The 12,817-nt window shown below is 65.0% G+C and carries 11 protein-coding genes; 5 read left to right on the top strand and 6 right to left on the bottom strand.

Annotation, left to right across the window (positions count from 1 at the left end; translation table 11 throughout):
- Nucleotides 1-13: 13 nt before the first annotated feature.
- Together ACXAEK_RS12695 and ACXAEK_RS12690 are read right to left on the bottom strand one after the other, a co-directional pair.
- On the bottom strand, nt 14-697 hold the full coding sequence (locus ACXAEK_RS12695; protein ID WP_475042389.1) for an ABC transporter ATP-binding protein: 684 nt from the start codon (nt 695-697) through the stop codon (nt 14-16).
- Nucleotides 690-1,976: a lipoprotein-releasing ABC transporter permease subunit gene (locus ACXAEK_RS12690; protein WP_475042387.1), complete on the bottom strand. Its 1,287-nt coding sequence runs from the start codon at nt 1,974-1,976 to the stop codon at nt 690-692. The genes ACXAEK_RS12695 and ACXAEK_RS12690 overlap by 8 nt, the downstream gene beginning before the upstream one ends.
- Nucleotides 1,977-2,366: 390 nt before the next feature.
- On the opposite strand from ACXAEK_RS12690, the gene ACXAEK_RS12685 reads away from it, so the two are divergent.
- On the top strand, nt 2,367-3,470 hold the full coding sequence (locus tag ACXAEK_RS12685) for a spondin domain-containing protein (protein WP_475042385.1): 1,104 nt from the start codon (nt 2,367-2,369) through the stop codon (nt 3,468-3,470).
- A 94-nt stretch (nt 3,471-3,564) separates the two neighbouring features.
- Here the strand turns inward: ACXAEK_RS12685 and ACXAEK_RS12680 are convergent, their stop codons facing one another.
- The 4 genes from ACXAEK_RS12680 to ACXAEK_RS12665 form a co-directional block, all read right to left on the bottom strand.
- A complete protein-coding gene (locus ACXAEK_RS12680) occupies nt 3,565-4,188 on the bottom strand; it encodes a GDSL-type esterase/lipase family protein (protein WP_475042383.1) in 624 nt (207 codons plus the stop codon).
- A 102-nt stretch (nt 4,189-4,290) separates the two neighbouring features.
- Nucleotides 4,291-4,806, bottom strand: coding sequence for a carboxymuconolactone decarboxylase family protein (locus ACXAEK_RS12675; protein WP_475042381.1), 516 nt, complete (start codon nt 4,804-4,806; stop codon nt 4,291-4,293).
- 133 nt (nt 4,807-4,939) lie between these two features.
- Nucleotides 4,940-6,295 carry a proline--tRNA ligase gene (proS, locus tag ACXAEK_RS12670; RefSeq protein ID WP_475042379.1) on the bottom strand — a complete coding sequence of 452 codons (1,356 nt, stop codon included), beginning with the start codon at nt 6,293-6,295 and terminating at the stop codon, nt 4,940-4,942.
- Nucleotides 6,296-6,569: 274 nt separating this feature from the next.
- Nucleotides 6,570-8,171, bottom strand: a complete 1,602-nt coding sequence (locus ACXAEK_RS12665; protein ID WP_475042377.1) for a BCCT family transporter — start codon at nt 8,169-8,171, stop codon at nt 6,570-6,572.
- A gap of 251 nt (nt 8,172-8,422) precedes the next feature.
- Here ACXAEK_RS12665 and ACXAEK_RS12660 point away from each other — a divergent pair, with 251 nt between their 5' ends.
- The 4 genes from ACXAEK_RS12660 (at nt 8,423) to ACXAEK_RS12645 (ending at nt 12,777) form a co-directional block, all read left to right on the top strand.
- Nucleotides 8,423-9,787 carry an FAD-dependent oxidoreductase gene (locus ACXAEK_RS12660; RefSeq protein WP_475042375.1) on the top strand — a complete coding sequence of 455 codons (1,365 nt, stop codon included), beginning with the start codon at nt 8,423-8,425 and terminating at the stop codon, nt 9,785-9,787.
- Nucleotides 9,787-10,761, top strand: a complete 975-nt coding sequence (locus ACXAEK_RS12655) for an isopenicillin N synthase family dioxygenase (protein WP_475042373.1) — start codon at nt 9,787-9,789, stop codon at nt 10,759-10,761. The genes ACXAEK_RS12660 and ACXAEK_RS12655 overlap by 1 nt, the downstream gene beginning before the upstream one ends.
- Nucleotides 10,762-10,990: 229 nt before the next feature.
- Nucleotides 10,991-12,064 carry an AI-2E family transporter gene (locus ACXAEK_RS12650; protein ID WP_475042372.1) on the top strand — a complete coding sequence of 358 codons (1,074 nt, stop codon included), beginning with the start codon at nt 10,991-10,993 and terminating at the stop codon, nt 12,062-12,064.
- A 5-nt stretch (nt 12,065-12,069) separates the two neighbouring features.
- Nucleotides 12,070-12,777 carry an HdaA/DnaA family protein gene (locus tag ACXAEK_RS12645; protein WP_475042371.1) on the top strand — a complete coding sequence of 236 codons (708 nt, stop codon included), beginning with the start codon at nt 12,070-12,072 and terminating at the stop codon, nt 12,775-12,777.
- Nucleotides 12,778-12,817: the final 40 nt, after the last annotated feature.

Here is a 12,817-nt window from a genome sequence, read left to right as displayed (position 1 = left end):
ACAACTGCCCCGCCTAAACCGGCACCAGCAGCCCGTCCTGCAGCTTCACCTGCCGGTCCATCCGCGCTGCCAGTTCCAGGTTGTGGGTGGCAATGAGCGCCGAAAGCCCGGTGCCGCGCACCAGCTCCATCAGCGCCGCAAACACCTGGTCAGAGGTGCCGGGATCGAGGTTCCCGGTCGGCTCATCCGCCAAGAGAACCCGCGGCGCATTAGCCAGCGCCCGGCAGAAGGCGACCCGCTGCTGCTCGCCGCCCGACAGCGCCGCCGGGCGGTGATCGGCGCGGCCCGCCAGACCGACGGTGCCCAAGAGCTGCGCCGCCCGCGCCACCGCGGATTTCTGCGCGGCCCCGTTGGCCAGCTGCGGCAGCACGATGTTCTCCAGCGCCGAAAACTCCGGCAGCAGGTGGTGGAACTGATAGACAAAGCCCACCTCCTGACGGCGCACCCGGGTGCGGCGGCGGTCGCCCTTGCGGGTCACATCCTCACCGGCCACCCGCACCTCACCCGCGTCCGGCGTGTCCAAGAGCCCCGCAATGTGCAGCAGCGTTGATTTGCCCGCGCCCGAGGGCGCCACCAGCGCCACCACTTCGCCTGCCTGCAGGCTCAGGTCGGCACCGCGCAGCACGTCCACCTGCCCCGGCGTGCCGGTCAGGTAAGATTTGCTGATCCCCTTCAGCTCCAGCGTGATCTCACTCATAGCGCAGCGCCTCCACCGGGTTGAGGCGCGCCGCGCGGCGGGCCGGGAAAATGGTCACGAAGAACGACAGCCCCAGCGACAGCGCCGTGGCCGAGACCACATCCGCCAGCCGCAGCTCCGCAGGCAGCGCATAGATGCCGCGGATCGAAGGGTCCCAGACGCCGCCGCCCATGATGTAATTCACAAAGGAGAAGATCGGATCAATATAAAGCGCAAACAGGCAGCCCAGCACCACGCCGCAGATTGTGCCAAGAACACCGGTGAAGGCGCCGCAGATGAAGAACACCCGCATGACCGAGCCTTCACTCAGGCCGATGGTGCGCAGGATGCCGATGTCGCGGCCCTTGTTCTTGACCAGCATGATCAGGCCCGAGACGATGTTCATCGCCGCGATCAGCACCAGGATCGACAGGATGATGAACATCACGTTGTCCTCGACCTCCAAGGCCCGCAGGAACCCGCCGGAGGCATCGCGCCAGGTCCAGACGCCCGCCGTGCTGCCAACCGTCTGCAGGATTGCCAGGGAGACCGCCTCGACATTCTCCGGGTCCTCCACCATCACCTCGATCTCATCCGCCGCGCCCTCGCGGTTGAAAAAGCTCTGGGCCTCGGCAAAGGGCAGATAGACCCGGGTGCGGTCGATGTCCCAGCGGCCCGCGGTGAAGATATAGACCACCTCATAGGCGTTGACCCGCGGACTGGTGCCAAAGGCGGTCTTGACCCCGTTGGGCGAGATCAGCTTGATCTTGTCGCCCACCGTGACCCCCAGCTCCCGCGCCACACCGGAGCCGATGGCGATGCCCTCCTCAAACCGCGCCAGGTCGCCGATCGCCTCTTCGCTCTGTGCAACGCCGGGAATGCCCTGGATATCCGCGGCGGAGATGCCAAACACCTCAACACCTGCATTGCGCTGGCGCAGGTTCGCCATCACCTGCCCCTTGACCAAGGGTGCCGCGCGGGTGACGCCGGGAACTGCGGCAACGGTCTCCGCCAGCGCCTCGTAATCCTTCAGCGCGCGGTCCAGCACCCCGGCCTGGGTCACCTCGCCATAGGAATAGACGGTGACATGGGCATTGGCGCCCAGGATGGTGCCGACAAACTCTGAACGGAAGCCCGAGCGCACCGCCAGCGTCGCAATCAGCGCAAAGACTGCCAGTGTGATGCCGATCAGGCTGATCCAGGTCATCACGCTGACCCCGCCCTCGGCCTTGCGGGCGCGCAGGTAGCGCCAGGCGATGATCCATTCGAAACGGGAAAACGGCGGTGGTGTCGTGGCCATAAAAGGGTCCTGCCCGGGAAATTTGCCCGCAACCTGTGCCGATGCGCGCCCGGGGTCAAGATGCGGCAGCGGCGGCAGCCCGTTTTCCGCCGCCAGGCCCGGGCGCCGCCGGAGCCCCCGCTGGCCTCCGGATCCGCTGCCGCGGCCGCCGGAGACAATTTTCTTGCAAGAAAATTGGCCGGAATTTTGCAAAATTCCGGTCCCGCGGCGCGCCCCGCGGACTGGCAGTTTCCAGGCGGCCTTTGCCGTCTGCCGTTAACCCTAATAACCTTCACGTGACCTCACCGTGACCTCGCACCCACTTGAGCCGCCGTGAACGCCGCGTGGCTAGGCGAAGGCAAATTTCCACCCCAGGGTGCCCTCACGTCATTTCAAATTGAGGACACCCCGATGACCGATATCCGCATTGTTGCCACCAATACCTCTGCTCAGGGCGGCACTTTTCTGACCCCGTTCTGGTTTGCCGCCCATGACGGCAGCTTTGACCTTTATAACCGGAACGAAGCCGCATCCGCCGGGCTGGAAGCGCTGGCCGAAGATGGCAACTTTGCCCCGATCAATGCTGAGGTCGAAGCCCTGGACAGCGACGCCCTGACCGGCGCGGTGCTGGGCGCGGGCGGGCCGCTGGCCACCGGAGAGACCGGCGTGGCAGAGATCAGCGTCGATGGTGCCTCCAACGGCTATATCTCGCTGGCGGCGATGCTGCTGCCCTCCAACGACGCCTTTGTCGGCACCGGCCAGGCAGTGCAGCTGTTCGACGTGGAAGGCAATTTCCTCGGCGCCCAGGACATCATCTTTGAAGGCAGCGACGTGCTGGATGCCGGCACCGAGGAGAACACCGAAGAAGACGCCGCCTTCCTCAATCAGACAGCGCCCGACACCGGCGTGGACGAGAACGGTGTGGTCACCCTGCACGAGGGTTTCCTGCCCGAGGGCGAAGGCAACATCCTGGGCGGCACCAATGCGGCCGGCGCTTTCATTGACCCGGAGGCTGCGGATTTCACCCGCGACGGCGCGCAGATCGCAGAGATCCATATCAACGAATACCTGGAGACCGAGGGCACCGACGGGTTTGACTTCTTCCGCGGCTCCGCGGTGGATGACCTGGTCAGCGGCGGCGGCGGCCGCGATATCCTGCTGGGCCGCGGCGGCTGGGATGAGCTGGACGGCGGCAACGGCCGTGATGTGCTGATCGGCGGGCGCGGCAATGACACGCTGGACGGCGGCGCCGGCCGCGACGTGCTGAAGGGCGGGCGCGGCGATGACATCTTTGTCTTCGAAGAGGGCGACGGCCGCGACCGCATCCTGCGCTTTAACGCGGATGACGACCTGATCCGGCTGGATGTCGAGGGCGTCGAAAGCTTTGACGACCTCGAAGGCTTCGCGCGCAGCCGCGGCGAAAACACCGTGCTGAACTTCGGAGACGGCGATGCGCTGGTGCTGCGCGGCGTGGATTTCGACGAGCTGAGCGCTGCGAACTTCGATATCCTCTGATCCGCTCTGCGGCCCCTGCCCCGCCGGCGGCGGGGGCAAATCTTTTGCGAAAAGATTTGCCAAGAGTTTTCAGAAAACTCTTGGGCGTCCGGGATCAAACGCCGAGCTGCACAGCAACCGGCGCCCGCAGCGCCTCGCCCAGCGCCCGTAAATCCGCAGCCTCCAGGTGATAGCCATCCGCTGCCGAGGCCCGCGCCACCTGCGCCGCATCGAAAAACCCGCAGCCCAGACGGTCTTCCAGCGGCTCTATCACTCCGGCCAGTGCCTCGGACTGGGCCACCATCTCCGTCGTGATGTCGGGATCATCGCACAGGCTCATCGGCGGCGGCGAGACCAGCATCACCTGCGGCCCAACCGGCTGCGGCAGCCGCCAGGGATGGTGGCGGATGATCTCCACCAGCCGTTCCAGCCCGTCGCGGATCAGATAGCTGGGATGCCCTTCGTAAATGTCATTGGTGCCCAGCATGATCACCACCAGATCCAGCGGCGCGTGGCTGTGCAGCAGCACCGGCAGCACCGCATCGCCGCGCATCTCCACGCAGGCCGAGTGTCGCGCATGTACCGTGGTGCGCCCGCGCAAGCCTTCCGCAAAGACCACCGCCTCTGCCAGGCCGCCGCCCAGCGCCACCGGCCAGCGGTCGCCATAGGGATGCCGCCCGCCGCTATGCGGGTCGCTGCCCCAGGTCAGGCTGTCGCCAAATGCCAGGATCTGTTTCATGCCGTATCCTCCCGTTTCCGGCACCCTGCGGCGGGCGGCAGGTTCGGGCAAGGGAAATCAGCCGCTGCGCACAGCTGCGTGCCGGGCCCGCCCCGCGCGGCGTTACTTTCCGCGCACGGCCTTCGCCATTGCAGCATAGGAGCCTTCCAGCTCCGCCGCCGCGGGCCGCGGGTCCGGCGGCTGCTCCGGTGCTGCAAGCCCGGCCGCCCTGACGATTGTGTTGATGAAACTGAACACGCCGCAGACCTCCACCGCCTCATAAAGCGCGGCCTCGCTCCAGCCCGCTGTTGTGGCAGCATCGAAGGCCTGGGCAATGCCCCTGGCCTCCCCTGTGTGCAATGCACCGGCATAGTCCAGCAAGGGCCGGATACGCTCCTGAGTTGCCGCAACCGGGCCGCAGAGCACCTCTGAGAACAGGCTGTGGAAATGGACGCAATAGGCCACGCCGTTCAGGCCTGAGACATGCGCGGCAATTGCCTCGCGCTCCCCCCGCGTCAGCGTGCCGCTGCTGCACATGATGCGGTCCAGCAGGTGCAGAAGCTGTTCCGAGTTCTGCGGAAAGGAGGACAGCACATGGGTCAGCCCGCTGTCCGCCGTGATACCGCTGAAATTCGACATGCCTGCGCCCCCGCCCTGGATTGCGGCAAGGCTAGCAGCGCGGCGGGCCTATGTCAGCTTCCCTTGCCCCAGGCAAAAGAAAACCCGCCAGCTTTCGCCGGCGGGGCTGTTTTATTCAAACGGACAGGCTGGATCAGAAGCCACGGCCGGTGGGGTGCGCCTTGTAAACCTCCACGACCTTTTTGACCGCCTCTTCCGGGGACAGCTCCTCGCTTTCGCCGGTGCGGCGGGAGGTGAGTTCCACCACGCCGTTCTTCAGGCCGCGCGGACCGACGGTGATACGCCAGGGCAGACCGATCAGGTCCATGGTGGCGAACTTGCCGCCCGCGCGTTCGTTGCGGTCATCATAGAGCGGGTCCAGACCGGCGGCGGTCAGCGCTGCGTAGAGCTGGTTGCAGGCCGCGTCTGCCTCGTCGTCGCCCTGCTTGAGGTTGACGATACCGCAGTGGAACGGGGTCACGCCCTCGGGCCAGATGATGCCCTTGTCGTCGTGGCTGGCCTCGATGATCGCACCCAAGAGGCGCGAGACGCCAATGCCGTGGGAGCCCATGTGGACAGGCACGTTCTTGCCATCCGGGCCCTGCACGGTGGCGCCCATGGCGTCGGAGTACTTGGTGCCGAAATAGAAGATCTGGCCGACCTCGATGCCGCGCGCCACCCGGCGGCGCTCCTCGGGGATCTGGTTGAACAGCGCCTCGTCGTGGGTCTCGTCGGTGCGAGCGTATTTGGAGGTGAACTCCTCCAGCACGCTCTGGCACTGCTCGACGCTGTCATAGTCGATGTCGCGGTCGCCGAAGGTCAGATCGGTGACAGCGCTGTCATAGAAGACCTCGGACTCACCGGTGTCGGCCAGCACCAGGAATTCATGGGTGTCATCGCCGCCGATGGGGCCGCTGTCGGCGCGCATCGGGATCGCCTGAAGCCCCATGCGTTCGTAAGTGCGCAGGTAGCTGACCAGGTGGCGGTTGTAGGCGTGCAGCGCGTCTTCCTTGGTGAGGTCGAAGTTGTAGCCGTCCTTCATATAGAATTCGCGGCCGCGCATCACGCCGAACCGCGGGCGGATCTCGTCGCGGAATTTCCACTGGATCTGGTACATGGTCAGCGGCAGATCCTTGTAGCTGCTGACATGGGCGCGGAAGATGTCGGTGATCAGCTCTTCGGCGGTCGGGGTGAACAGCATGTCGCGGTCATGCCGGTCCTTCACCCGCAGCATCTCCTGGCCATAGGCCTCATAGCGGCCCAACTCGCGCCACAGGTCGGCGGACTGCATGGTTGGCATCTGCATCGGGATGTGGCCTGCGCGGATCTGCTCGTCATGCACGATGCTTTCGATCTTCTTCAGCACCTTGAAGCCCAAGGGCAGCCAGGAATAGATCCCGGCAGCGGATTGCTTGATCATCCCGGCGCGCAGCATCAGCCGGTGGCTGACGATCTGGGCTTCCGAGGGGTTCTCTTTCAGAACCGGCAGAAAATAGCGGGACAGGCGCATCTTGGCTCCATCGGTGATGTGGATTCGAGTTCCCGCCCGGTTTAGTGGGTGATGGGGGGGCGGGCAAGAGGAGGATCCAACTGCGGTGCCCTGGGTGGCAACGGTGCCAGGCTGCACCCTTGGGACGTGGCGCGCAGCGGCACGGCCCGCGCCTGACCTTCCCCCCGGGAAGGCGCATTCGCGCCCTCCCAAGGTCAGGCCCGGGCCTCGTGTTGTGGCCGCTCTGCAAAAGAGCGTTTCAGCGGGCGGCAGCACCGCCCGCTGTTCTCTCAGATCACATCTTCGCCCGCTCAGCGCGCAGCGCCAGCCACAGGCAGTAGCACATGATCAGCACCACCAGCGTGAAGGGGATGCCGGTGGAGACCGCAGCCCCCTGCAGCGCTGACAATCCGCCGCCGAGCAGCAGTGCAATTGCCACCAGCCCCTCCAGCGTGCACCAGAACACCCGCTGGATCACCGGGGCGTCCATCTTGCCGCCTGCGGTGATCGTGTCGATCACCAGCGAACCGGAGTCGGATGATGTCACGAAGAAGATCACGATCAGCACCAGCGAGATGGGTGCGACGATCGAATAGAGCGGCAGCTCTTTCAGGAAGCCGAACAGCGCACCCTCGGGCTTGTAGCTGTCGATCACGGTTGCCTTGACGCCCTCGGCGCCGCCTGCGTTCAGCATGTCGATGGCGCCACCGCCAAAGGTCGACATCCACAGCGCGCAGACTGCGGTCGGGGCGATCAGCGCGCAGAGCACGAACTCGCGCACCGTGCGGCCCTTGGAGATGCGGGCGATGAACATGCCGACAAAGGGCGACCAGGCAATCCACCAGGCCCAATAGAAGGTGGTCCAGCCGTGGAAGTAGCTGGTATCCTCGCGCCCGAACGGGTTGGAGAGCGCCGGAAGCAGTTGAACATAGTCCACCATCACGCTGAAATAACGCGCAATTGCGGTGCCGATGCCGGTGACCAGGATCACAAAGATGAACAGGCAAACCGCCATCACCATGTTGATCTCCGACAGCCGTTTGACACCGGCGTCCATGCCCATCAGCACCGAGCCCAGCGCAATCGCGGTGATGCCGATGATCAAGAGCACAACAACCGTTGGGCTGGGTTCAATGCCAAAGACCTCATAAAGCCCGGCCGCAACCTGCTGCGCGCCGAGGCCTAGCGAGGTGGTCAGCCCGAACAGCGTCGCAAAGACCGCCAGCGTGTCGATGGCATGGCCCCACCAGCCCCAGACCCGCTCACCCAGGATCGGATAAAACGCCGAACGCAGGGTCAAAGGCAGATCAAGGTTGTAGCAGAAGATCGCCAGCGACAGGCCAACAGCGGCGTAGACCGCCCAGCCCTCCAGCCCCCAATGGTGGATGGTGCCGACAATGCCGATATATTCATTGCCCGGCTGCGTGGCGTCGATATTCAAGGGCCGCGCCGCGCCGCCTTCGGAGAAGTTGTAGTAGACCGGCTCAAGCACGCCGAAGAACAACAGGCCGATGCCGATGCCGGCCGCGAACATCATCGCGATCCAGCCCGCGTAGGAATAATCCGGCTTGGCATCCTGGCCGCCGATCCGCACCGACCCAACCGGCAGGATGATCAGCGCCAGGCAGAACAGGGTGATGGCATCCACCGACAAGACCAGGAACCAATCGAAGGTGCTGGTCAGCCATGGCCTGAGCCAGCCAAAGAAGGCCGCTGCCGCCTCTTGATTGGCGAGCGCGATCAGCACGAAAGCGGCGATCAGGATACTGGAAATCAGGAACACCGGGTTATGGATATCCAGGCCGAAGGGCCGGATGTTGTCCTGTCCCAGCTCATACTCCGTCTCGAAGTCCCAAACCCTTGGGTCGGGATCGAGCATTTTCTTTGTCTCAGGCATGACGCCTCCCCTCTCACTCGTTAACTATCCGCCAAGTGTCGCATTAATTTTGGAAATCACCTAATTTGCCCGGCCAGGCGCGGGTTTTCGCCCTTGCATCCGGCGCAATCGGACCACCTCCGCCTGCCCGCCCGGTGCCGCATTTGCGACAGCGCGTCGCAAAAGAACTTGAACCGCTGTTCAAGATTCGAAACTGTTACCGGAAACACCGCTCTCTGGGACAAGGGAGAGCAGGGACAGGGGAGAGAGACATGGCCAAGACCATTCTAGAACCGGCACGGGAGATTCCGGTCATTCATGAAACCGAGGTGCTGGTGGTGGGCTCCGGCCCCGGCGGGCTGGCGGCGGCTTTGGCGGCGGCGCGGGCGGGTGCTGAGGTCACGCTTATGGACCGCTTCGGCTGCTTTGGCGGCAATATCACCACCGTGGGGGTCGAGGGCTTTGCCTGGTACCGGCATGAGCAGACGGTGGAGGCCCATGGCATCGGCTGGGAGTTCGAGGAGCGCGCCAAGGCGATGGGCGCTGCGGTGCCGGAAAGCCAGTCGCTGTCTTATGAGCTGGACAGCGAGGGATTTAAGCTGGTGGCCGATAAACTGGTCGAGGAGGCCGGCATCCACCCGATGCTGCACCGGGTCTTTGTGGCGCCGATCCGCGAGGGCAGCCGCATCACCGGCGTGATTGTCGAGAGCAAGGCAGGCCGCGAGGCGGTGCTGGCGAAACGGGTGATCGACGCCACCGGCGACGCCGATATTGCCCATATGATGGGGGCGCCTTGCGTGAAAACCCCGGTAGAGGAAATGCAGGCGGCCTCAGTCATGTTTCATATTGCCGGTGTCGACAAGCAGAAGTTCAAGGAGGGCGTGAAGGCCGATCCGCAGACCTATGCCAATTGGTCGACCGGCGAATGGCAGGTGGAGACTTCCGGCAAGGAAGATGAAATGTTCTCCCCCTTCCTGGCCAAGCCGTTTTCGCAAGCGATCCGCGACGGGGTGATCCCGGCGCATCTGAACACCATCGGCGGCACCTGGGGCGCGGTGCATGACAGTGGCGAGATGACTTATATGAACCTGGTGCATCTGGCCGGGATCGACGGCACCGACCCCGACAGCATGACCCGGGGCGAGATCGAGGGGCGCAAGCAGGCGATGCACGCGATTGACGCCCTGCGCGCCTATACGCCGGGCTGCGAGGGCGCGCGGCTGCGAAACTTCGGCATGACCATCGGCATCCGCGACACCCGCAAGATCGACGCGGTGCATAACATCACCGAAGACGAGACACGGCATCAGGGACGGTTCGAGGACACCATCGGGATTTATCCTGAGTTCATCGACGGCTACGGGGTGCTGATCCTGCCCACCACCGGGCGCTACATGCAGATCCCCTACCGCTCGATGCTGCCCAAGGGGGTGGAGGGGCTGCTGGTCGCCGGCCGCGCGATCGGCGGCGACAAGATTGCCCATGCCGCCACCCGCAATATGGCGTGCTGCGCGGTTGCGGGCCAGGGCGCGGGCATTGCCGCGGCGTTGTCGGTGAAGGCGGACTGCGGCTTTGACGCGGTGGACATCACCGCCGTGCAGGCAGAGCTGAAACGCCAGGGCGTGAGGATCCATTGATGCAAAGCATTCCCACCATCGACATCTCCCCCTTGCGCGCAGCGGACCACCCGCAGCGGCAGGACACCATCCGCGCCATTCTGGCCGCGGCCGAGGACATCGGGTTCCTGTCGATCACCGGCACCGGTGTGGCGCCGGAGACCGTGGAGGCGGTGCGCAGCGCGGTGCGGGCGATCTTTGCTGTGGAGGAGAAATCCAAATGGGATCAGGCGATTACCCGGGACAATTACCGCGGGTTTATCCCGATGGGATTCTTCACGCCCAATGATGGCTCGGGCACCGCGGACAAATACGAGGGTTACAAGCTGCACCATGAGGTGGCGGTTGACGCCCCCATCCGCGCCGCCTGCGCGCTTTATGGCCCCAACCGATGGCCGGTTGAGGTGCCGCAGGCGCAAGAGGTGATCCTGGGCTATTGGGCTGAACTGGACGGGGTGTTCCATCTGTTGCTGGGGGCGCTGGCAGAGGGGCTGGGGCTGGACCCGGCGGCCTTTCAAGACCCGTTCCGCGATCCCCTGACCAACATGACCCTGCTGCACTACCCGCCGCAGGCGCCGGAGGAGGAAGGGTTCGGCATCCACCCGCACAAGGACACCGACGCGCTGACCATCATCGCGCCGGACCCGGTGGGGGGCTTGGAGGTGCAGACCCGGGATGGCGGCTGGATCACCCCGGACTGCCCGCCCGGCGGCTTTGTCGTCAATATCGGCGACATGCTGGAGCTGTGGTCCGGCGGGCGGCTGGTCTCCACCCCGCACCGGGTGGTGAACAAGAGCGGCAAGGAACGCTACTCCTTCCCCTATTTCGCGGTGCCGCGCCATGACGTGGTGGTGGAGCCGCTGCTGCCGCCAGTTCCGGGGTTTGAGCGCCCCGCGGTCCATTGCGGCCATTGGTCGGCAGAGATCTGGCGCACCAACTGGCCGGATGAGGACGCGGGCGAAGACACGCCGGAGCTGGGCACGATCCACAGTTAGGGAAACACCCCGCCCTGGAAGGGGCGGAGCGCCCGCCCACACTGTGAGGGCGGGCGCTGCCCGGCCTGCGGCCCGGCCGTTGCTATCCCCCAGTTGCCCCCGGCCTTTTCCGCCTTATCCCCGCCTTGCCCACAGGGGATTTGCCCTGCCCCCTTGCAAGCCCCTGCCCCATCAGGAAAGACTGGCGCCAAGATCCTGATGCAAACGGACCAGAGGCGGCACGCGGACCATGGCGCTACCAGCGAAGAAACAGCTGAAATACTGGGGCATTGCCGCCATCGTCTTTGCGGTGGTGATGTGGGCGCTTGGCAATGTGCTGATGCCCTTCATCCTCGGCGCCGCCATCGCCTATATGATCGACCCGGTCGCCGACCGGCTGGAGGCCTGGGGCATGAGCCGCACCGGCGCCACCGCCACCATAACCGTGGGGGCGCTGCTGATCTTCCTGTTGCTGCTGGTGCTGGTGGTGCCAACGCTGATTGCGCAGATGATCGACCTGGCACAAGTGCTGCCGCAGCTGGTGCGCGATGCCCGCGCCTTTGCGATCGAGCATTTCCCCTCGGTCTTTGAGGAAAACAGCCGCATTCACCAGGCAGTGACCTCCTTTGCGCAGACATTGCAGTCGCGGGCTGTCGGCATGCTGCAATCGGTGCTGGGCGGTGCGGCGTCTTTCCTGAACATCGTGGTGCTCTTGGTGATCGTTCCGGTGGTGGCGGTCTATCTGCTCTTGGACTGGGACCGGATGGTCGAACGCATCGACGAGCTGCTGCCGCGCGACCACCAGCCGGTGATCCGCCGCATCGCGGGCGAGATCGACGCCGTGCTGGCGTCCTTCATCCGCGGCATGGGCACGGTCTGCCTGATCCTGGGCACCTATTACGCGGTGGCGCTGATGCTGGTGGGGCTGAACTTTGGCCTGGCGGTCGGCTTTATCGCGGGGCTCATCACTTTTATCCCCTATCTCGGCGCCCTGATCGGCGGCGCGCTGGCCATTGGCCTGGCGCTGTTCCAGTTTTGGGGCGACTGGGTGTCGATTGGACTGGTCGGTATCATCTTCGCCATCGGCCAGGTGGCAGAGGGCAATTTTCTGACCCCCAAGCTGGTGGGCGGCTCTGTCGGGCTGCATCCGGTGTGGCTGCTGCTGGCCCTGTCGGTCTTTGGCGCCTTGTTCGGCTTTGTCGGTATGCTGGTCGCCGTGCCGGTGGCTGCGGCCCTGGGTGTGATTGCCCGCTTTCTGACAGAGCAATACCTGAACAGCCGCCTGTACCAGGGGCTTGGACACCGTGATGCGGGATCGGAATAAGGCATATGGCACAGCAGCTGAGCTTTGATCTCCCGGCGAAACCGGCGCTGGGGCGGGAGGATTTCTTTGTCGCGCCCTCCAACGCGATGGCGGTGGCGCTCTTGGACCCGCAGTTCGCCTGGCCCAGCGGCAAACTGGTGCTGACCGGCCCCAAGGGCGCGGGCAAGACCCACCTGGCGCATGTCTGGGCCAGCCAGACCGGCGCCCGCATCATCCCCGCCGCCAGCCTGAGCGAAGACACCGTGCCGGAGCTGGCGCAAGGCCCGGTCGTGGTCGAGGACGTGCCGCAGATCGCCGATGACGCAGACCGGCAGAACGCCCTGTTCCACCTGCATAACCTGGTGCTGGCGGGCGGCCATTCGCTGGTGATGACCGGCCAGGGCGCCCCCAACCTGTGGGGTCTCAGCCTGCCCGACCTGCAAAGCCGGGTGCAGGCCGCCACCCATGCCGAATTGCAGCCGCCTGACGACCAATTGCTGGCAGTGGTGCTGGCCAAGCTGTTCAACGACCGCCAGATCACCCCGAAACCGGATGTGATTCCCTATCTGGTGGCGCATATGGACCGCTCCTTTGCGGCTGCGGCGCAGATCGTGCGGCGGCTGGACCAGTTGTCGCTGGCGGAAAAACGCAGCCTGACCCGGCCCCTGGCGGTGCGGGCACTGTCCGAGGTGCGCGAAGAGGCCGCAGAAAATGACGCATCCGCAAGCTGTTGACCGCTGCCCGCCCATGCCCCATCCTGACCGCGGATCGCAA

The organism is Leisingera sp. ABM4_101 (genome assembly GCF_056158725.1).
The sequence above is the reverse complement of the archived record's forward strand: the minus strand, read 5'-3'. Positions and strand labels throughout refer to the sequence as shown.

Coding starts and splice junctions, on each gene's coding strand:
- ACXAEK_RS12695 (WP_475042389.1), bottom strand. CDS start 697: ATGAGTGAGATCACGCTGGAGCTGAAGGGGATCAGCAAATCTTACCTG.
- ACXAEK_RS12690 (WP_475042387.1), bottom strand. CDS start 1,976: ATGGCCACGACACCACCGCCGTTTTCCCGTTTCGAATGGATCATCGCC.
- ACXAEK_RS12685 (WP_475042385.1), top strand. CDS start 2,367: ATGACCGATATCCGCATTGTTGCCACCAATACCTCTGCTCAGGGCGGC.
- ACXAEK_RS12680 (WP_475042383.1), bottom strand. CDS start 4,188: ATGAAACAGATCCTGGCATTTGGCGACAGCCTGACCTGGGGCAGCGAC.
- ACXAEK_RS12675 (WP_475042381.1), bottom strand. CDS start 4,806: ATGTCGAATTTCAGCGGTATCACGGCGGACAGCGGGCTGACCCATGTG.
- proS (WP_475042379.1), bottom strand. CDS start 6,295: ATGCGCCTGTCCCGCTATTTTCTGCCGGTTCTGAAAGAGAACCCCTCG.
- ACXAEK_RS12665 (WP_475042377.1), bottom strand. CDS start 8,171: ATGCCTGAGACAAAGAAAATGCTCGATCCCGACCCAAGGGTTTGGGAC.
- ACXAEK_RS12660 (WP_475042375.1), top strand. CDS start 8,423: ATGGCCAAGACCATTCTAGAACCGGCACGGGAGATTCCGGTCATTCAT.
- ACXAEK_RS12655 (WP_475042373.1), top strand. CDS start 9,787: ATGCAAAGCATTCCCACCATCGACATCTCCCCCTTGCGCGCAGCGGAC.
- ACXAEK_RS12650 (WP_475042372.1), top strand. CDS start 10,991: ATGGCGCTACCAGCGAAGAAACAGCTGAAATACTGGGGCATTGCCGCC.
- ACXAEK_RS12645 (WP_475042371.1), top strand. CDS start 12,070: ATGGCACAGCAGCTGAGCTTTGATCTCCCGGCGAAACCGGCGCTGGGG.